This window comes from Pseudomonas sp. C9-3, assembly GCF_032392015.1.
Lineage (GTDB): Bacteria > Pseudomonadota > Gammaproteobacteria > Pseudomonadales > Pseudomonadaceae > Pseudomonas > Pseudomonas nitroreducens.
Window position 1 is genome coordinate 2,896,183 of the sequence record NZ_CP135919.1, and the last position, 21,791, is coordinate 2,917,973.

Sequence of the window (21,791 nt, forward strand, 5' to 3'; positions counted from 1 at the left end):
CGCCCTACGCTTCAACAACGCAGCAAGCGTCCGTTGAAGCGGTATCACCAGCGCGCCGCCAGGAACTCCGCCACCCGCCGGTAATACCCATCGACTTCCGGCACCAGGTTGCCCATCCGCAGAAAGTCATGGGTCATCCCGCAGCAGCGCTCGGCTTCCACCTCCACGCCCTGCGCCACCAGCGCATGGGCGTAGGCCAGGCCTTCGTCCAGCAACGGATCGAATTCCGCGGCCAACAGCAGCGCCGGAGCGCTGCCTTGCAGGGCCGCGCCCGCATGCAACGGCGAGCAACGCCAATCGCGGCGCTGAGAAGCGTCAGGCACGTACTGCTCGTAGAACCAGTCCAGGCTGGCGGTTTCCAGCAGATAGCCTTCGGCGAACAACTCCTGGGATTCGCTGCGCTTGCTGGCATCCGCCGCGGGATAGAACAGCAACTGGGCGCAGGGCTGCTCGACGCCCTCGCCCGCCAGCTCGGCGCAGAGCACCGTGGCCAGGGTGGCGCCGGCGCTGTCCCCGCCCACCGCCAGACGGCGCGGGTTCAGGGCGAGGCTGGCGGCAGAAGCCAGCAGCCAGTTCCAGGCATCGCGGGCGTCGTGGGTAGCCGCCGGGAAAGGCGCCTCCGGCGCCAGCCGGTAGCCCAGCGAAATCACCGAGCAACCGCAGTGCTTCGCCAGTAGCCGGCACAAGCCATCGTGGGAATCCAGGCTGCCGACCGTATAGCCGCCGCCGTGGAAATACAGGATCGCCGCGTCGCCCGCCCCGGTTCCGGTGAAAGCGGGCCGATACAACCGTGCGGGCAGTTCACGGCCATCCCGCGCAGGAATCCGCAACGCCTCCGCCGGCATCGACGGTGCCCCGGCCTTGAGCGATTCGGACGACGCTTCGAAGTCCTCCCGCGCCTGCCCTACCGGCAGTTCATGCAGTGCCGGGCGACCACTGCGGCGGCCCTCGTCGACCATATCGAGAAACGCGGAAATCTCCGGGTGCAGCATGCCGACCTCTGTCATCAATGCGTTCATACCGTGGCCTTTTCCTTGGCGGTTTCGACCTGTGCGCAGCAGTGGCCGATCACACCGTCCAGTTCTTCACGCAGCGTCGCCATCAGCGCCTCGATGCGTGACGGGCGGAACACCCGGCGGCTGAACATGCAGCGCAGGGTCAGCTCGCCGTCGTAGACCTGGCCGACGATCTCCAGCCAGTTGTTCATCGGCGTGCTGGCGGCGTAGGTGTCGCCGGGCTTCTCCTGCAGCGGCACGAACAGCGCCTGGTCATCGAAGCTCTGGTCGAACTGGCCGAGGTAGTTGAAAGTGACCCGTGGTTCGGCACGGGCGGCGAGCTGGCGGCGCAGCGCGCTGTCGCCCAGGTAGCGCAAGGCGCCGTAGCCGATGCCTTTGTCCGGTACCGCGCGCAGTTGCTGGCGGATCGTCGGGATGGCCTGGGCGTAACCGCCCTGCCCCGGCGTCAGGCGCAGCGGGAACAGGCTGGTGAACCAGCCGAGCGTGCGGCTGTGGTCGACGCTGTCGAGGATGTCTTCGCGGCCATGGCCTTCCAGGCCGATCAGCACCGACTCGCTGTCGCACCACTGGCACAGCGCGCGGCCCAGGGCGGTCAGCAGCAGGTCGTTGATCTGCGTGCGGTAGGCTTCGGGAGCCACCTTCAGCAGGCGCTGGGTCTGCTCGCGGTCCAGGCGCAGGAACGACTGCTCCAGGTGCGCCATGCGCTCGGCGCCGCGCGGGTTGTCGCGCTGCGGCTCGCCCAGGCCAGTGGTGTCGGTCTGCTCCAACCAGTACGGCAGGTCGGCTTGCGCCAGTTGGCTGTCGGCATACTCGCGCAGGCCTTCGGCCCAGGCGCGGTAGGCGCTGGTGCGCTCGAAGCGCGGCGCCGGATCACCGCTGAGCTGCGCGGCGTAACGCTGTTGCAGCTCCTCCAGCAGGATGCGCCAGGACACACCGTCCACGCCCAGGTGGTGGATCACCAGCAGCAGGCGCTGGGTGCCGTCGGCCATGTCGGTGAGCACGCCGCGCAGCAGGCGACCTTCGCTCAGGTCCAGGCTGCGCTGCGCCTGGTTGGCGATCAGCAGCGCCTCCTCGGCATTCGCCGCCTGACGCTGCCAGAGCAACGCGCCGGTGATCTCACTGGCGTCGCGAGTGCGCTGGCGCCACACGCCATCCGCGCCACGGGCGAAGGACAGGCGCAGGCTGCCGTGCTCGGCCAGCAAGCCTTGCAGCGCCGCCTCCAGCGTATCGGCATCCAGGCGCTGGCGGCACTCCAGCAACACCGCCTGGTTGAAGTGGTTCGGCTCCTCCAACTGCTGCTCGAACATCCATTGCTGGATCGGCACCAGGCCGAAGGATTCGCCGTCATCGGCGATTTCCACGGCCGTTATCGGCGCGGCCTCTGCCACGCTCTCGGCCCGTTCCAGCAGACCGGCGATAGTCTGGTACTGCAACAGGTCGCGCAGACGAATCTCCACACCCTCGCCCAGCGCCTGGCGGGCACGGGAAACGATCTGCAGGCTGAGGATGGAGTCGCCGCCAAGGTCGAAGAAGTTGTCGCGGATGCCGACGCGCTCCACTTGCAGCACGTCCTGCCAGATGTCGGCCAGGGCCTGCTCGCGCTCGTTGCGCGGCGCCTCGTAGACCTCGCCCTGCCAGGTCGGCTCGGGCAGTGCCTTGCGGTCGATCTTGCCGTTGGGCGACAGCGGGAAGCGCGCAAGCTTGAGAATCTGCGCCGGTACCATGTAGTCCGGCACCTGGGCGCGGAGGAAGCTGCGCAACGCGTCGCCTTCCACCTCACCGACCACGTAGCCCACCAGCTGCTTGCCGCTGATACCGTCGCGAGCGACCACCAGCGCCTCACTGACCTGCGGGTGATCCTGCAGGCGCGCCTCGATCTCGCCCAGTTCGATGCGGAAGCCGCGAATCTTCACCTGATGGTCGATCCGGCCCACATAGTCGATCACGCCATCGGCGCGGCCGCGCACCAGGTCGCCGGAGCGGTACAGACGGCCGCCATGCTCTTGGGACAGGTCGAACGGATCGGCGACAAAGCGCTCGGCGGTCAATCCGGCGCGCTCGTGGTAGCCACGCGCCAGGCCGTCGCCGCCGATATACAGCTCGCCCGCTACGCCCAGTGGAACCTGGCGCAACTGTTCGTCGAGGATGTACAGCTTGCGCGCGCCGACACCCTTGCCGATGGGGGCATACGCCGCATCGCAGGCCGTGGCGCGATCAGCCTTCCAGAGCAGCGGCGTGACCACGGTTTCCGTGGGGCCGTAGCCATTGATCAGGTGCTCGGCGCGCAGCGCACGCTTGGCCAGTTCGAAGCTGGCGTTGGGCACGGCGTCGCCGCCGAAGCAGTAGATGCGCACCGGCGGCGGGTTGCCGTCACGCAGGGCGTGCTCGGCCAGCTGCTGCAGGTAGACCGGCGGGAAGGCCGCCACGCTCACCTGCTTGTCGTGCAGCACGCGGTAGGTCTGTTCCGGCGTCCACAGCTCATCGCCGCGCAGCACCAGGCTGCCGCCGTGGACCAGGGTGGTCAGCCAGCGCTCGTGGGCGCCGTCGAAGGCGAACGACATGAAGTGCAGCTCGCGGGTCGCCGCGTCCATCCGGTACAGCTCGCCGATGGCCGCGCAGTGCATGGCCAGCGGCCCATGGCTGACCGCCACGCCCTTGGGCTTGCCGGTGGAGCCGGAGGTGTAGATCAGGTAGGCGAGGTTTTCCGGCTCCAGCGCCACCACCGGCAGGTCGCTGTCTTCGCCAGAGAGATCGAAGCCGTCCAGCTCCAGGCACTTCACCCCTGCCGGCAGCGGCAGGCGTTCGCGCAGGCGGCTGTCGGTGATCAGCAGTGCAATGCCGGCATCGGCCATCTGGAACTCCAGGCGCTCGCGCGGGTACTCGGCGTCCAGCGGTACATAGGCGCCACCAGCCTTGAGCACCGCCAGCAGCGCCAACGGAATGCGCACGCTGCGCGGCAACGCCACGCCGACGCGGACTTCCGGGCCGACACCCAGCGCCATCAGCCGATGGGCCAGGCGGTTGGAGTCACGCTCCAGCGCCGCGTAGTCGATCTCCTCGTCGCCACAGATCAGCGCCACGTCATCGCCGCGCAGAACGGCCTGGCGCGCAATGGCCAGGTGCACCGGCTCGGCTGGCGGCAGCGACTGGTGCGGACCGCGGCAGGCGGCCAGCGCCGCGCGGTCATCGGCGGACAGGCACTGCAGCTCGCCGACGCGCTTGCCGGCGCCGTGCAGCAGGCTGTCCAGCACCTGTTCCAGGTTGCCGCGCAGGCGCGCCACGGCCGGTGCGCTGAAGTGCGCGCGCAGGTACTGATACTCGATCTCCAGCGTGTCGCCGACGCGCACCGCAAGGTCCATCGGAATGCTGGTCTCGTCCTTGGATTTCAGCTCGCCGAAACGCGGGCCCTGCGCGCTGCGCAGCACCTCGTCGACCGGGTAGTTCTCGAACACGATGATGCTGTCGAACAGTGCCTGCCCGGCCTGGCCGGCCCAGCGCTGGATGTCGTACAGCGGCGTGTGCTCGAACTCGCGCACGTCCAGGTTGTAGGCCTGCAGTTCGCGCAACCAGTCGCCCAGGTCGGCGTGCTCCGCCGGCGCCTGGACGATGGGCAGCGTGTTGATGAACAGGCCCAGCAGGCTGTCGGCGCCGGCCAGTTGCGCCGGGCGCCCGGCCACGGTGGCGCCGAAGGCCACGCGCTGCTGGCCGGTGTAGCGTTGCAGCAGGAGAATCCACGCCGCCTGCACCAGGGTGTTCAGCGTCACCCGCTGGCTACGGGCGAAGGCTTTCAGGCGCTCGGTGGCCGCCGCGTCGTAGCGGCTGTATTCCAGGCCGTGGCCGCTGCCCTCGGCCGGGCGCGCCAGGCTGTCGGCCAGCACGGTGGGCTGGGCGAAGCCTTGCAGGCGCGCGCTCCAGAAGTCCTGCGCCTGCTGCTGATCCTGCGCTTGCAGCCAGTGGATGTAGTCGCGATAGCGGCCCTGCTCGGCGATGGCCTCGCCGTTGTAGCGGCGCAGCGCCTCGGCGAACAGCTGGGCGTTGCTCCAGCCGTCGAGCAGGATGTGGTGGTGGGTGTAGACCAACTGGTGGCTGTCCTCGGCGCTGCGTACCAGTACCAGACGCAGCAGCGGCGGACGCTCCAGGTCGAAGCTGCGGCTGCGTTCGGCGGCAGCCAGCTCGTCCAGTGCCGCATCCATGTCCTCGCGGCCACGCCAGTCCAGGACTTCCAGCGGCAGCTCGACACGTTTGCGCACGGCCTGAAGCGGCTTATCGAGGCCCTGCCAATGCACGCCGGCGCGCAGGTTGTCATGGGCATCCAGCGCGGCCTGCCAAGCGCCGCGGAAGCGCTCGACGTCCAGCCCCTGCACTTCCACGCGCAGTTGGTTGACGTATACACCGCCTTCGCTGCCGTCCACGCCGTGGAACAGCATGCCCTGCTGCATGGGCGACAGCGGGTAGAGGTCTTCGATCTCGTCAGGGTTCAGACCGAGCGCGGCCAGTTGGACATGATCTGGCGCATCGAGGGCCGCGCTGCGTGCCGGCGCTTCGACCGCTACGACATCTCCTGCCACACGGGCCAGTGCCTGCAGCGTCTGGTGCTGGAACAGGTCCTTCGGGCTCAGCTGCAACCCGGCGGCACGCGCGCGGCTGACCACCTGGATGGAGACGATGGAGTCGCCGCCCAGCTCGAAGAAGTTGTCGTCCAGGCCGACCCGTTCCAGGCCCAGCACGGCGCACCAGATGGCCGCGAGAGTCTGCTCGCGCTCGCTCTGCGGCGCGCGGTAGCTCTTCTGCAGCAGGCTGAAGTCCGGCTCCGGCAGGGCCTTGCGGTCCAGCTTGCCGTTGGGCGTGAGCGGCATGCGCTCCAGCAGGACGATCTGCGCGGGGACCATGTAGTCCGGCAGCTCTTCCAGCAGTGCGGCACGCAGGTCGGTATCGATCCGCCCTGTGACGTAGCCGACCAGTTGCTTGACCTGTCCCGCATCGCGAGCGATCACCACTGCCTCGCGCACGCCGGGTTGGCCGAGCAGGCGCGACTCGATCTCGCCCAGTTCGATACGGAAGCCGCGAATCTTCACCTGGTGGTCGATGCGGCCGAGGTACTCCAGCACACCATCTGCCCGCCAGCGCGCAAGGTCGCCGGTGCGGTACATGCGAGCATTGGAATCCCTGCTGTAGGGATCAGCGACGAAGCGCTCGGCGGTCAGTTCGGGGCGCCCGTGGTAGCCGCGCGCCAGGCCGTCGCCGGCGATGTACAGCTCGCCGGCCACGCCAATGGGCGCCGGCTGCAGTTCGCCGTCGAGGATGTACAGCTGGGTGTTGGCGATAGGCTTGCCGAGCAGTGCGCGGGCGCCCTTGTCGATCTTCCAGGCCGCCGACCAGATGGTGGTTTCGGTGGGACCGTAGAGGTTCCACAGAGCCTCGGTCTGCGCGGTGAGCTTGTCCGCCAGCTCGGCGGACAACGCCTCGCCGCCGCAGAAGAAGCGGCAGCCGGTCAGGCGCGGGAAGTCCTCGTGGCCACTGAGTAAGGTCCAGGTACTCGGCGTCGCCTGGATCACCGTCACGCCCTGCTCCAGCGCCACGCCCAGCAGACGCGCCGGGTCGCGGGCGACGTCGCGGTCCACCAGCACCACGCGGCCGCCGACCAGCAGCGGCAGGTAAAGCTCCAGCGCGGAAATATCGAAGGACAGCGAGGTCAGCGCGAGCACACGGTCACGCGCATCCAGGCCCGGTTCACGGGCCATGCTGAGCATGAAGTTGACCACCCCGCCGTGGCGCACCGCGACGCCCTTGGGCTTGCCGGTAGAGCCGGAGGTGTAGATGACGTAGGCGAGATCGTCCGGGCGCGCGAGGTTGTGCAGGTCGCTGTCGGCATAGGCGTCCAGCTGCGCCCAGTCGCGGTCCAGGCAGAAGGCGCGGGCGCTGGTCTGCGGCAGCTCGCCGAGCAGATGTTCCTGCGTCAGCAGCAGGCGCACGCCACCGTCTTCGAGCATGTGCGCCAGGCGTTCGGCGGGGAATTCCGGGTCCAGCGGCACGTAGGCGCCGCCGGCCTTGAGCACGGCGAGCAAAGCCACCGGCAGTTCGACGGAGCGCTCCAGCGCCACGCCGACCCGGCTGTCCGGGCCGACGCCCTGCTCACGCAGCCAGTGCGCGAGGCGATTGGCGCGGCTGTTCAGCTCGGCATAGCTGAAGCTGCGCTGGCCATCGGTCAGCGCGATGTCGTTCGGCGTGCGCGCCGCCTGCTGCTCGATCAGTTGGTGCAGGCAGGCATCGCGCGGATACTCCACGTCGGTGGCGTTCCAGCCGTGGAGCAATTGTTCACGCTCGCGGCCGTCGAGCAACGGCAGGCGCGCGACCGAGCAATGCGGATCGGCGACGATACCGCGCAGCAGGTTGAGGAAATGCCCGCACAGGCGTGAGAGGGTCGCCGCGTCAAACTGGTCGGTGGCGTACATGAACTGCCCGCGCACCTGGCCGTCGCGGCTTTCCTCGGTGTTCAGGGTCAGGTCGAACTTGGCGATGCCGCTGTCCAGCTCCAGGCTTTCCAGCTGCAGGCCGCCGGGCAGTTCGCGCAGGGCATCGCGGCGGCTCGGCTGGTGGTTGCAGGCCACCTGGAACAGCGGGTTGTAGCTCAGGCTGCGCTCGGGTTGCAGCGCATCTACCAGTTGTTCGAAGGGCAGGTCCGGGTTGGCCTGGGCGCCGAGCACCGCTTCACGGGTGCGGGCCAGGAAGGCGTTGAAGGATTCGTCGCCATCGATGCGTGCCGTCAGCACCTGGGTGTTGACGAAGAAGCCGATCAGCCGCTCGCTCTCGGCACGGCCACGGCCGGCAATGGGCACGCCGACGCGCAGCTCGCGCTGGCCGCTATAGCGCGACAGCAACAGCTGGTACGCAGCGAGGATCAACATGAACAGCGTGGCGCCCTGCCCCCGCGCCAGTTCGCGCAGGGAATCGCTCAGCCCGCGCGGCAGCTCGAAGTCCAGGGTAGCGCCGCGGTAGCTCTGCACCAGCGGGCGCGGCCGGTCGCCCGGCAGGGTCAGCAGCAGCGATTCGTCGCCCAGCTGTTCCTGCCAGTAGGCCAGTTGCCGCTCGCCCTCGCCGGCCGCCAGCCACAGGCGCTGCCAGCGGGCGATGTCGCTGTACTGGATCGGCAAGGCCTCCAGCTCGGCCTGGGTGCCGTTTACTTCGGCTTTGTATAACTCCGAGAAGTCATCGATCAGCACACCGATGGACCAGCCGTCGGCGATGATGTGATGCAGGTTCACCAGCAGTAGCGCTTCACCCGGCAGTCGCGCCAGGTGCAGGCGCAGCAGCGGGCCTGCGGCGAGATCGAAGGAGCGCTGGGCGCACTCGTTGAGCCATTGCCGCGCCTCGGCTTCGCTACCGAAATCCTTCGTCTGCAGATGCGCCGGCCCAGGCGGCAGGATGCACTGCATGACCTCGCCATCCGATTCCCGTAGGGCGCATGACGCGCCAGCGTTATCCGCCGTCGCATCCTGCCCAGGTTGCGGCGGATGACGCTGCGCGTCATTCGCCCTACCAGAGCGATCCTCTACGTTGCGGAAGACTGTGCGCAGGCTTTCATGGCGCGCGATCAGCGCGGTGAAGGCACGCTCCAGCGCGCCCTCGTCCAGCGCGCCGCGCAGGCGCACGGCGGCCGGGATGTTGTAGGCGGCGCTGTGCGGCTCCATCTGCCAGAGGAACCACAAGCGCGCCTGGGCCGCCGACAGTGGCGCGTGTTCGCGACCCTCACGGAGAATCGGCAGGCGCGACAGGCTCACGCCTTTATCGCGGAGCTGGCGCAGGAAGATGATCTGCTTGTCCTCGGACAGTGCGCCAAGGCGCTCCGCGACCTGCTTCAGCTGGGCGTCCATCGGGTGGTTCATTACAGGTTCTCCAACTCGCCGAGCAGTTCATCCATCAGGTCCAGTTCCTCTTCCGCGCTGGCGGAGCTTGCCCGCTGGCTTTCGATCCAGGCGGCCAGTGATGAGAGGTTGCTCAGCTCGAACAGCCGGTGCAGCGGCAACTCCAGCCCCAGGCGCTGACGCAGGGTGAGGCCGACCTGGGTGAGCAGCAGCGAGTGGCCGCCCAGCTCGAAGAAGTCGTCGTGCAGGCCGACGCGCTCCACCTGCAATACGTGCTGCCAGATACCGGCCAACTCCACCTCCAGGTCGCTGCGCGGCGCCACGTACTCGCGCTGGCTCGCGCCCAGTTGCGGGTCCGGCAGGGCCTTGCGCTCCAGCTTGCCGTTGGGCGACAGCGGCATGGCGTCGAGGGCGATGATCCGCGACGGCACCATGTAGTCCGGCACCTCGCTTTGCAGCGCCAGGCGCAGCGCCTCGGGCTCGGCACTGGCGACTACATAGGCCAGCAGTACGCCGTCCTTCGCCACCACCACGGCTTCGCTGACTTCCGGCTGCGATTGCAGGCGCGCCTCGATCTCGCCCAGCTCGATGCGCAGGCCACGGATCTTCACCTGGTGGTCGAGGCGGCCCAGGTACTCGATGGCGCCGTCCTCGCGCTGGCGCGCCAGGTCGCCGGTGCGATAGAGACGTTCAGCGCTGCCGAAGGGATCGGCGACGAAGCGCTCCGCGGTCAGGCCAGGGCGTGCGTGGTAACCGCGCGCCAGGCCGACGCCGCCGATGTACAGCTCGCCAGCCACGCCTAGCGGCACCGGCTCCAGGCGCTCGTCCAGCAGCACCAGGCGCAGGTTGTCGATAGGCCGGCCGATGGGCACGACCTGCCGCGCGCTGTCCTCGTCGCAGGCCCAGAAGCTGACGTCGATCGCCGCTTCGGTAGGGCCGTAGAGGTTGTGCAGCCTGGCGCTGCTGCGCTGGCGGAACTGCTGTTGCAGCTCATAGGGCAGCGCCTCGCCGGAGCACATCACCTGCAGCAGCGAGGTGCAGCGCTCCAGTTCGCCGGAAGCGACGAAGGCCTGCAGCATCGACGGCACGAAGTGCAGCGTGGTGACCCGCCCCACCTCGATCACCTGGCGCAGCGCCGCCGGGTCGCGGTGCGCACCGGGCGCGGCGACCACCAGGGCAGCGCCGGTCATGAGCGGCCAGAAGAACTCCCACACCGACACGTCGAAGCTGAACGGAGTCTTCTGCAGCACGCGGTCGGAGGCATCCAGCGCATAGGCTTTCTGCATCCAGTGCAGGCGGTTGACCAGCGCGCGGTGGCTGTTGCCGGCACCCTTGGGCTTGCCGGTGGAACCGGAGGTGTAGATCAGGTACGCGAGGTTCTGCGGGCTGCCTTGGATGACGGGGTTCTGCTCGGAAGCCGTGGCGATTTCGCTCCACTGGCTGTCCAGGCACAGGGTATTCGCAGCCGTCTGCGGCAGGCGCTCCAACAGGTGTTGTTGGGTCAGCAGCAGATTGACGCCGCTGTCGCCCAGCATGTGTTGCAGGCGATCCTGCGGGTAGTCCGGGTCCATCGGCACGTAGGCGCCGCCGGCCTTGACGATGCCCAGCAGGGCCACCACCAGCTCCACCGAACGCTCGGCAGCCACACCGACCAGCACGTCCGGGCCGACACCCTGGCCGCGCAGCCAATGCGCGAGCTGGTTGGCGCGGGCGTTGAGCTGGGCGTAGCTCAGGCGCTGCTCGCCGAATTGCAGGGCCAGCGCGTCCGGGGTCGCCGCAACCTGGCGCTCGATCAGACTTTGCAGTTGTACGTCTGCCGGGAAAGCGGCCTCGGTGGCGTTGAACCGCTGCAGCAGCCTGTTGCGCTCATCATTGGAGAGCTGGCTGACGCGGCCCAGCGGGCGCTCGGCGTCTTCCACCAGAGCCAGCAGCAGGCGCTCGAAGTGGCCGCGCAGCTGCTCGATCTGGCTCGCGCTGAAGCGGTCGGCACGGTAGGTGTAGCGCACGTCCAGCTGTTCGCCGGCGCTGGCCACCAGCGCCAGGGCGTAGTTGGTGCCATCCACCGGGCGATGGCCGAGGATGCGCAGCTCATCGTTCGTGGACGACGACAGCGCCGCGTCCATGGGGAAGTTCTCGAACACGATGAGGCTGTCGAACATCGCCTGGCCGCCACGGCCGGCCCAGCGCTGGATGTCGTACAGCGGCGTGTGCTCGAACTCGCGCACGTCGAGGTTGAAGGCCTGCAGCTCGCGCAGCCAGTCGCCGACACGCTGGGCGTCGTCCGGGGCCTGCAGGATCGGCAGTGTATTGATGAACAACCCGAGGCTCTCCTCCGCTCCCGGCAGAGTCGCCGGGCGACCGGCGACGGTGGCGCCGAAGGTCACGCTGCGCTGGCCGCAATAGCGTTGCAGCAGCAGCGCCCAGGCGCCCTGCACCAGGGTGTTGAGGGTGATGCGCTGGGCCTGGGCGAAGCGTTGCAGCGGCGCCGAGTCGAGACGGCTGTACAGCTCGCGCAACGGTTCCTCGCGGAAGCTCGCGTTGCAGGCGGTGGCCAGCAGGGTCGGCTCGTCGAAGCCTCTCAGGCGTTCGCGCCAGAAGGTTTCACCGATAGCGCCGTCCTGGGCGTGCAGCCAGCCGATGTAGTCGCCGTACTGCGCGGCGGGCGGCGGCAGCGTCTCACCACGGTAGAGGGCGAGTACTTCGCCGATCAGCCGCGCGCTGCTCCAGCCGTCCAGCAGCAGGTGGTGGCAGGTCCAGATCAGGTGGTAGCGGCGCTCACCGAGACGCACCAGCGCCAGGCGTTGCAGCGGCGGCTGGGCCAGGTCGAAGCCGAGGTTGCGCTGGGCGTCGGCGACGCTTTCCAACTGCTGCTCGCTGACCTGCTGGTCGCGCCAGTCGAAGGACTGCACAGGCAACTGCACCTCACGCAGGACGAACTGCCACGGCGCCGAATCCGCACTGGCGAGGAAGCCGGTGCGCAGGTTGGTGTGGCGGGCAATGACCGCACGCCAGGCGTCGAGGAAGCGCGCCTCGTCGAGGCCGTCCAGGTCTACCCGCAGCTGGTTGACGTAGAGCGATGAGCCCGGCACGTCGAGAGCATGGAACAGCATGCCTTGCTGCATCGGCGACAGCGGGTAGAGGTCATCGACGCCAGCCGGCAGCGGCAGCGCATCGAGCTGGGCCTGATCCAGATCGACCAGCGGCAGCTCGGTGGCTTCCAGCTTGCGTGGTGTGGCCAGGCAGTAAGCCACCAGCGCCTGCAATTCAGCGCGCAGCAGCGCCTGCAGCTCATCGATGTCGGCAGCGTCGAACATCGCGCTGCTGTAGGTGACTTCCAGGCTCAGCTCACCGCCGAGCACACGGCCGGCGTAGACCAGCGCATTGCCCAGCGCGGCATTCAGCGGCTGGCTGCGGCCCACGCCTTCGAAGGCCGGCAGGAAGTCGGCGTCGGCGAAGGCCTGGTCGAGCTGGCCGAGATAGTTGAAGGTCACCTGCGGCGTCGGCAGGTCACGCAGGCTGGCGGCGTGCTGGCTGAGGTAGCGCAGTTGGCCGTAACCCATGCCGGTACGCGGCAGGTTGCGCAGGTGCTCGCGGGTGGTGCGCAGGTCGTCGCCCGGCTCGCCGCCGGCTTGCAGGCGCAGCGGATACAGCGCGGTGAACCAGCCCACGGAGCGGCTCAGGTCCAGCGCTGCCTCATTGTCGAAGGCATCGCGGCCATGGCCTTCCATTTCCACCAGCGCGGAGGACTCGCCGGTCCAGGCGCACAGCGCGCGGGCCAGGGCGGTCAGCAGCAGGTCGTTGATCTGCACGCGCTGCGCTTTCAGCGCCGGGCCGAGCAGTTGGCGGGTGGTTTCGGCGTCGAGGCTGAAGCGCGCATTGGCGGCTTCTTTCCAGGTGCCCGGAGCATCGCTGCGGGCACGCTTGAGCGACGGCGCACCGCGCAGTTCGCCTTGCCAGTAAACCAGCTCGGCAGCGATTTCGGCGCTGTTGGCGGCTGCCTGCTGGCGAGCGCTCCACGCCTGGTAGCTGTCGCTGCGCGGCAACGCGGCGGGCGTGCGGCCGGCGAGCAGTTCGCGGTAGGCGTACTGCAGGTCTTCCAGCAGGATGCGCCAGGACACGCCATCCACCGCCAGGTGGTGGATCACCAGCAGCAGGCGTTCGCCGCCGCTTTCCAGCGTGACGTGCATGGCGCGCAGCAGCGGGCCGTTGGCGATATCCAGGCTGGCCTGGGCGTCGTCGCACAGGCGTTCCAGGGTGCGAGCGTCGGCGGCGCGGCGGCGCCACAGGAGGGTCATGTCCAGCGCACCCTGTTCAGCGTAACGCTGGCGGCTGCCATCAAAACGCAGGCGCAGCGCGTCGTGCTGGCCGACCAGCCAGTGCAGCGCGCGGGCCAGTGCGTCGCTGTTCAACGCTTCGCGCGGTTGCAGCAGCAGTGCCTGGTTCCAGTGATGCCGTTGGGCGCTCGGCACGCGTTCGAAGAAGCGCGCCTGCACCGGCGACAAGACGACTTCGCCGCTGACAGCGACCACCGGGGCCGGTACCGCAACGGCAGCCGGCGCGCGGCTCTCCAGCCATTGGGCGAGCTGGCGGACGCTCTGACGCTCGAACAGCTGTTTCGGGCTGAGCTTGTAACCCAGCTTACGGATGCGTGCGATGATCTGCAGGCTGAGGATCGAGTCGCCGCCCAGCTCGAAGAAGTTGTCTTCGGCACCGACGCGCTCGACTTTCAGCACGGCCTGCCAGATGTCGGCGATGCGCTGCTCCAGTTCGCTCAGCGGCGCGCTGTCCACTGCCTTGGCGACCGACTCGGCACGCGGCAGGGCCTTGCGATCCACCTTGCCGTTGGCGTTCAGCGGCAGGCGTTCCAGCAGAATCAGCTGGGCGGGCTGCAGGTATTCCGGGACTTCGGCGGCCAGGGCTTCGCGCAGCGCTTCCACGCTCTGGCCCTCGGCCACGGCCCAGGCGAGCAGCTTCATCGGACCGTCGCCTTCGCGCTCGGCCAGCGCCACGGCATCGCGCACGCCGGGCAGGCGCTTGAGCGCTTGTGCCAGTTCACCCGGCTCGACGCGGTAACCGCGAATCTTCACCTGGTCGTCGACACGGCCGAGGAACTCCACGTCGCCACGACGGTTCAGGCGCACACGGTCGCCACTGCGGTACAGGCGCTCCCCCTCGCCGCCTGCAAGATCAGTGACGAAACGTTCGGCCGTCATTTCCGGCTGGCCGAGGTAGCCCAGCGCCAGGCCGGCACCGCCGATGTACAGCTCGCCCGGTACACCCGGCAGCAGGTCGCGACCGTTCTCGTCGAGTACACGGATGGCGGTGTTGGCCAGCGGCGTACCGACGGGCAGGCTGCCCGCCGGCAGATCATCCACCAGCGACCATTCGTGGGTCAGCACGCCCACGGTGGACTCGCTGGGGCCGTAGTGGTTGACGATGCGCAGCTTGGGCGAGAGCTCGCGCAGCGCTTGCAGCAGCGCGCGGTCGCAGGCTTCACCGCCCACCACCAGCAGGCGGCGCGGCAGCACGGCGGCAGCATTCGGTGCGGCCGCCAGCAAACCGGCGAGATGGCTGGGGACGACCTTCAGCACGTCCACGTCCTGCATGAGCGCGGCGAAGCGTTCGGCATCCGCCACCGCCTGGGCATCCGCCAGGTGCAGACGGCCACCGCCGCACAGCGCGCCGAACAGCGTGGTGTGGCCAAGGTCGGCGGCCACCGAGGAGACCATCGCCATGCCCAGGCCCTGGGCGCGGCCCTGGTGCAGTTGCAGGCGTTCCAGCACGGCTTGCACGTAGTTGGCCAGCGCCGCGTGGCTGACGCGCACGCCCTTGGGCTGGCCGGTGGAACCGGAGGTGAAGATGACGTAGGCGGCTTGCTGCGGGTCGATGTTCCGCGCGGGCGCGGCATCAATGCCCTGCTCCGGGCCACCGGCCGGGACCAGCATGGCGGCTTCGCCGAAGGTCTCCAGCAGCGCCGCATCACTGACCAGCACGCGGCCGATGGCGTTGTCCTTGAGCAACTGGCGCAGGCGCTCGGCGGGCTGCGCCGGGTCCAGCGGCACGTAGGTGGCACCGGCCTTGAGTACGCCCAGCAGCAGGAGAACCCACTGCGCGCTGCGCGCCTGGCAGATCGCGACGCACTCGCCCGGCTCCACGCCGCTGTTGATCAGCGAATTGGCCAGGCGATTGGCGCGCGCATCCAGTTCGGCATAGCTGTAGCGCACGCCCTCATCCTGCACAGCAATGGCGTCCGGTTGCGCGGCGACCTGTGCGGCAAACAGGCCGAGAACATCCTGCTGCGGCCACTGGCGCGCCTCGCCACGACGGCGCGACGCCACCGGGCGCGGCAGCTCGCCAATGGCACGTTGCGGCTCGGCGCACAGTTGGCGCAGCAGCGCCTCGAACTGGCCGGCGATGGCGGCGACGCTGGCATCAAAGAACAGGTCGCGGGCATAGACGAAGCTGCCGCGCAGCTCATCGCCCGGCTGGCCGTTGGCGTCCAGCGCCTCGGCCATGTCCAGGGCGAGGTCGAAGCGCGCGCCGTACTGCTCCTCGCTGAACAGCTCCAGCTTCAGCGCACCGGCGTCGGGCAGGCGGCTGACGTCGAAGCCGAAGTTGAACTTCACCTGCACCAGCGGGTTGTAGGCCAGGCTGCGTTCGGGTTGCAGCGCTTCCACCAGTTGTTCGAACGGCAGGTCCTGGTTCGCCTGCGCGCCCAGGGCCAGCGGCTTGAGACGGGCCAGCAGCGCGGCAAAGGATTCATCGTCGGCCAGTGTGCACGGCATCACCTGGGTGTTGACGAAGAAGCCGATCAGGCCTTCGGTTTCCAGCTGCTGGCGGTTGGCGATGGGCACGGCCACACGCAGGTCGCGCTGGCCGCTGTAGCGCTGCATCAGCACCGCGTAGGCGCCGAGCAGCAGCATGAACAGGGTGACGTCCTGCTCGCGGGCCAGTTGCTTGAGACGGCCACCCAGCCCGGCATCCAGGCTGAAGCCGAGACTGCCGCCGCGGTAACTCTGCACGGCCGGACGCGGGCGGTCGGCGGCCAGTTCCAGGACCGGCGTGTCCTGGCTGAGTTGCTCGGTCCACCAGTTCAGCTGACGCTGGCCCTCCTCCCCCGCCAGCAGCTCGCGCTGCCATTGGGCGTAGTCGGCGTACTGCACCGGCAGCGCCGGCAATTGCAGGTCCTCGCCAGCGGCGAAGGCGCCGTAGAGGCGGCTGAACTCGTCCACCAGCACGCGGATCGACCAGCCATCGGAGACGATGTGGTGCATCGTCAGCAGCAGCACGTGGTCGGCGTCGGCCACTTCTTTGGGAGACAATCGCATGAGGGTCAGGCGCAGCAGCGGACCGTTGCGCAGGTCGAACGGACGCTGCGCTTCTGCCTCGGCCAACTGGCGTGCGGTAACTTCGGCATCTTTCTCCGCGGACAGATCGACACGCGCCAGGTCCAGCGGCTGCGCCGGCTGGATGCGCTGGAAGGCCTGGCCGTCCACTTCGTCGAAGGTGGTACGCAGGGTTTCGTGGCGCGCCACCAGGGCATCGAAAGCACGGCGCAGGGCGGTTTCGTCCAGTTCACCGCGCAGGCGCAGTGCTCCGGGAACGTTGTAGGCGGCGCTGGCCGGCTCCATCTGCCAGAAGAACCACAGGCGGCTCTGCGCGGCGGACAGCGGCAGGTCGCCGTCACGGGCCACGGCGCGCAGCAGCGGGCGGGTACTGGAATTCGCAGCGCCCAGGCGAGCAGCGAATTCGTGCAGGCGGCTGGCTTCGAACAGGTCGCGCAGCGGCACTTCGCAATGCAGGTCGCGACGCAGGCGAGAGATCACCTGGGTTGCCAACAGCGAGTGGCCGCCCAGCTCGAAGAAATCATCCTCGCGGCCGATGGCCGGCACGCCGAGCACTTCGGCCCAGACGGCGGCGACACGGCTTTCCAGGCCGTCGCGCGGGGCTTCGGTGGCATTCGCGGCGTCCTGCGGCTCGGGCAACGCCTTGCGGTCGATCTTGCCATTGGCGTTGAGCGGCATTTCGGCAAGGACGAGGATGCGCGACGGCACCATGTAGTCCGGCAGTTGCGCACGCAGCGCGGCTTTCAGGATGTCTTCGGCGACGCCTTCACCCGTCACGTAGCCCAGCAGGCGCTTGCCGCGCTCGCTGTCACGGGCGATCACCGCCGCTTCGCGCACGCCGGGCAGCGCACGCAGGCGGGCTTCGATCTCGCCGGGCTCGATGCGGAAGCCACGGATCTTCACCTGCTGGTCGACGCGACCGAGATAATCCAGCGCGCCGTCTTCACGCCAGCGCACGCGGTCGCCGCTGCGGTAAAGGCGCAGGCCGTCCGCGTAGGGGTCGGCCACGAAACGTTCCGCGGTCATGCCGGCGCGCTGGTGGTAACCGCGAGCCAGGCCGTGGCCGCCGATGTACAGCTCGCCGGCCACGCCGCGCGGCAGCGGCTGCAGGCGGTCGTCGAGGATATACAGGCTGCGTTCGCCGACCACTTCGCCGATGGGCGCATACGCCGCGCCGCACGCGGTGCGCGCGTCGGCCTTCCAGAGCATCGGGGTGACCACGGTTTCGGTGGGGCCGTAGCCATTGATCAGGTGTTCGGGCTTCAGTGCCTGGTGCGCAAGCTGGTAGGCCGCTTCCGGTACTGCGTCACCGCCGAAGCAGTAGATGCGCATGCTCGGCGCGTGACCGTGGATCGTTGCTTGTTCCGCCAACTGTTGCAGGTAGGCCGGCGGGAAGGCTGCCACCGTGACTTCGTGGCGGCGCAGTTGTTCAAGGGTCTGCTCGGCGGTCCACAGGGCGTCGTTGCGGATCAGCAGGCTGCCGCCGTGGGATAGCGCGGTGAGCCAGCGTTCGTGGGCGCCGTCGAAGGCGAAGGACATGAAGATCAGCTCGCGGTCGGCGTCGCTCATGGCGTAGCGCTGGCCGATGGCGCGACAGTGCGCGGCGATCTCGCCGTGGGCGACGGCAACGCCTTTGGGCTGGCCGGTGGAGCCGGAGGTGTAGATCAGGTAGGCGAGGTTCTGCGCCTGGATGCGCAGCAGCGGGCGCACGGCCAGGGCGTTGGCGAGGTCGGCTTCTTCCAGCACCAGGCGCTCGACGCCTTCGGGCAACGGCAGGCGTTCGGCCAGAGCGGCGTTGGTCAGCAGCAGGTCCACACCGGCGTCCTGCATCAGCCAGGCGAGGCGCTCCTCTGGATAGTCAACGTCCAGCGGCAGGTAGGCGCCGCCGGCCTTCATGACGGCCAGCAGGGCCAGCGGGATATCCACGCCGCGCGGCAGCGCCACGGCAACCCGGCGCTCCGGGCCGATGCCGCGCTGGATCAGGCGCTGCGCCAGGCGGTTGGAGCGGTCTTCCAGCTCGGCGAAATTCACCTCGCGTTGATCGTCGATCAGCGCGACCTTGGCGGGATGACGGCGGGCCTGGGCGGCGATGGTCTCGCTCAACGCCTCGAAGGCCGGCGCCTCGCCGGCCACGGCGATGCTCCAGTCGCTGGCGGGCAGCCAGTCGCGGGCGTCGAGGACGGCGTCGGCGTTCATTTTCGGCAGTGCGCGCAACAGTTCGAGGAAGTGCCCGACGAGGCGCTGCATGCCGGCGGCGGCGTAGCGCTCGCGGGCATAGCAGAAGCTCAGGCGCAGGCTCTGCTCGCCCTCGCGGACGCGCAGCACCAGGTCGAACGGGGTTTCCAGGTCGAGCTGTTCCAGGGCTTCCACGGTCAGGCCCGGCAGGCCATTGCCGGCACGCGGCTGCCACTGGTGGTCGAAGGCAACCTGGCACAACGGATGGCGACCGTGGCCGCGCTCGGGTTGCAGCGCCTCCACCAGTTGCTCGAACGGCAGGCCCTGGTGCGCCTGGGCTTGCAGCAGGTCGTCGCGCAGCTGGCGAAGCACGCCGCGCAGGCTGGCGCCTTCGGGCAGCTCGCTGCGCAGCACCAGCAGGTTGACGAAGAAGCCGACCAGTCGCTCGCTGTCCAGCTGTTCGCGACCAGCCTGGGTCAGGCCGATGCGCAGGTCGTGCTGGCCGCTGTAGCGCTGCAGCAGCAGGTTGTAGGCGCTGAGCAGGAGCATCGGCAGGGTGGCGCCGTGGGCCTGGGCCAGGCCGCGCAATTGACGCGTCAGGTCGGCATCGACTTCCTGTTCGATCAGTGCGGCGCTCTGGCCTTTTTCACCTCCGTTCTTTTCTAGTAGACCGAACGGAAACTCCAGCGGCGAATGCTGGTTGCCCAGGCGCTCGCTCCACCAGTCCAGCAGACGGGCGCCCTCGCCCGCCTCCAGCTTGCTCTGCTGGGCGGCGGCAAGGTCGAGGTACTGGCGCGACAGCGCCGGCAGCACCGGCTCGCGCTGTTCGACGATGGCGCGGTAGCACTCGGCGAATTCGTCCAGCAGCAGGTTCAGCGACCAGCCATCGGCGATGATGTGGTGCACGCAGAGCAGCAACGCCTGGCGGCCGCCGCCGAGGTTCTGCAGGCGCAGGCGCAGCAGCGGGCCGGCGGCCAGGTCGAAGGGTTCGGCGGCAAAGGCTTCCGCATCCTCGCGGGCGGCGGTGTCGCGGCGGGCGTTGCCCAGGGAGCTGAAGTCACTCTCGGTCAATTCCACTTGCGTGCCGTTGGCGAGGCTCAGCGCTACTTCACCATCCAACTGTTCGATGAAGCGGCTGCGCAGGGTTTCGTGGCGGCCCAGCAGCACGGCAAAGGCCTGCTCCACGGCCGGCCGGCGCAGTTCGCCGCGCAGGTTCATGCGCCCGGCAATGTGGTAGACGGCGCTTTCCGGCTCCAGCTTCCAGAGGAACCACAGGCGGCGCTGGGCCGGCGACAGCGGCAGCAGACCGTCACGCGGGACCTGCGGCACGGCCTCGACCTGAGCGGTCGGCAGTGCGGCCAGCGCGGCAACGAAGGCGCCCAGCTCCGGCGCTTCGAACAGCAGGCGCAGTTCCACGGCGCGACCGAGACGCTCGCGCAGGCGCGCCATCAGCTGGGTGGCCTTGATCGAGTTGCCGCCCAGGGCGAAGAAGTTGTCGTCGCGGCGAATCGCCGGCAGCTCCAGCACTTCGCTCCACAGCGCAGCGATGGCTTGCTCCTCGGCAGTCAGTGCGGCAACCGTCCTGGCGCTGGCGCCATCGCTGATCGGTTCGCCAGCGCGCTGGATGGCGTAGGCCTGCAAGCTGCCATCGAGCAACTGCGCGCGGCACGCCGAGCGCTGCAGCTTGCCGCTGGAGGTCTTGGGCAGTGCACCCGGCTCCAGCAGCGCCACCACCAGCGGCGCCTCCTGGAAGGTCTCGGCCACGGCGGCGGAGATGGCTTTCGCCAGCGCCTCGGCGGAGATCAGCTTGCGCACGCTACGGCCGACTTCGGCGGCGATGCCAATGCCATCGCGGCCCTGGTGTTCGATGGCGAAGGCGGAGACCCGGCCCTTGCGCACCAGGTCCACCTCTTCTTCCACGCAGCGTTCCAGGTCCTGCGGGTAGAGGTTCTGCCCGCGGACGATGAGCATGTCCTTGAGGCGGCCGGTGACGAAGAGTTCGTCGTTGTGCAGGAAGCCCAGGTCGCCGGTACGCAGCCAGGTGCGGCCGTCCTTCTCGACGAAGGTGCGCGCGCTGGCTTCCGGGTTGCGCCAGTAGCCCAGCGCCACGCTGGGACCACTGCTCCAGATTTCGCCGACGCGGTCCGGGCCGAGGGTTGCGCCGCTCGCCGGGTCGACCAGTTGCACGTCGTGGTCCGGCTGGGTGCGGCCGCAGTTGATCAGCGAAGTACCGCGGCCCGGGCGGGCGACGTTTTCGCCCAGGGCGTTGAGGTCCACTTCCAGTTGGCCGATGCCCTCACCGCGCACGCCGCCGGTGACGAACAGGGTCGCTTCGGCGAGACCGTAGCAGGCGTAGAAGGACGAGGCGTCGAACTGCGCGGGGGCGAACCAGGCTGCGAAGCGCTCCAGGGTGTCCGGGCGGATCGGCTCGGAGCCGGAGAAGGCCACGCGCCATTTGCTCAGGTCCAGGCCTTCCAGCGCGGCCTCGTTGACCCGCTCGCAGCACAGCCGGTAGGCGAAGTCCGGGCCGCCGCTGACGGTGCCGCCGAAACGGGCGATGGCTTCCAGCCAGCGGCGCGGGCGTTCGAGGAAGTAGCGCGGCGACATCAGCACGCACTCGATACCGCTGTAGATCGGCTGCAGCAGCCCGCCGATCAGGCCCATGTCGTGGAACAGCGGCAGCCAGCTGACGATCACGTCGTCGTCACCGATGCCGAAACCGTGACGGATCAGGCGCTCGTTGGCGACCAGGTTGCCGTGGCTGACCTGCACGCCCTTGGGCGTCGAGGTGGAGCCGGAGGTGTACTGCAGGAAGGCGATGTCGTCGTCGGCCAGTTCCGGCATCTGCCATTCGACGGCCAGCGCCGGGTCGGCCTGGTCTACCGCCAGCAGCAGCGGGCTCTCGCCGTTCTCGCGCACGCAGGCCGGGCGCAAAGCTTCGATCAGCGTGGAGTCGGTGAGCACCAGGCTCGGCTCGGCATCGTCGAGAATCGAGCGCAGGCGCGCCAGGTGCTGCGGGCGCACCGACTCCGGCGGATAGGCCGGCACGGCGATGATGCCCGAGTAGAGGCAGGCGAAGAACGCCGTGACGTAGTCCGGGCCGCTGGGCAGCAGGAGGACAGCACGGTCGCCCTGCTCGCCATGGCGCAGCATCCAGGCGGCCATGGCGCGGGCGCGCTCGTCCAGCTCGCGGAAGCTGATGGGCTGTTCGACGTTCTCGGCGATGAATCGCAGGGCAGTCTTGCGCGGCATTTCGCAGGCGCGTTGCAGCAGGGCCTCGACCAGGTTTCCTGCGGCTTCGTAACGGTCGTTCATGACATCACCTGTTCTGTCGGCGGGCGGTGGGTGCTCGCCGGAGGGAATTCGTGGATTCAGCTGTTTTGCGTTTCTGA

At 68.9% G+C, this 21,791-nt stretch carries 3 protein-coding genes; all 3 read right to left on the reverse strand.

Annotated features, from left to right (window positions below; genetic code table 11):
• Positions 1–44 precede the first annotated feature (44 nt).
• The 3 genes from RS899_RS13035 to RS899_RS13045 are packed head-to-tail and all read right to left on the reverse strand — an operon-like array spanning position 45 to position 21,714.
• Positions 45–1,019 carry an alpha/beta hydrolase gene (locus RS899_RS13035; RefSeq protein ID WP_315810147.1) on the reverse strand — a complete coding sequence of 325 codons (975 nt, stop codon included), beginning with the start codon at positions 1,017–1,019 and terminating at the stop codon, positions 45–47.
• Positions 1,016–8,899, reverse strand: coding sequence for a non-ribosomal peptide synthetase (locus tag RS899_RS13040; RefSeq protein ID WP_315810148.1), 7,884 nt, complete (start codon positions 8,897–8,899; stop codon positions 1,016–1,018). Before RS899_RS13040 ends, RS899_RS13035 begins: the two co-directional genes overlap by 4 nt.
• The gene (locus RS899_RS13045; protein WP_315810149.1) at positions 8,899–21,714 is read right to left on the reverse strand and encodes a non-ribosomal peptide synthase/polyketide synthase; all 12,816 of its coding nucleotides are present in this window, start codon (positions 21,712–21,714) and stop codon (positions 8,899–8,901) included. Before RS899_RS13045 ends, RS899_RS13040 begins: the two co-directional genes overlap by 1 nt.
• Positions 21,715–21,791 lie beyond the last annotated feature (77 nt).

What these genes read in the sequence shown, in the direction of transcription:
- RS899_RS13035 (WP_315810147.1), bottom strand. Translation starts at nt 1,019, where the DNA reads ATGAACGCATTGATGACAGAGGTCGGCATGCTGCACCCGGAGATTTCC.
- RS899_RS13045 (WP_315810149.1), bottom strand. Translation starts at nt 21,714, where the DNA reads ATGAACGACCGTTACGAAGCCGCAGGAAACCTGGTCGAGGCCCTGCTG.
- RS899_RS13040 (WP_315810148.1), bottom strand. Translation starts at nt 8,899, where the DNA reads ATGAACCACCCGATGGACGCCCAGCTGAAGCAGGTCGCGGAGCGCCTT.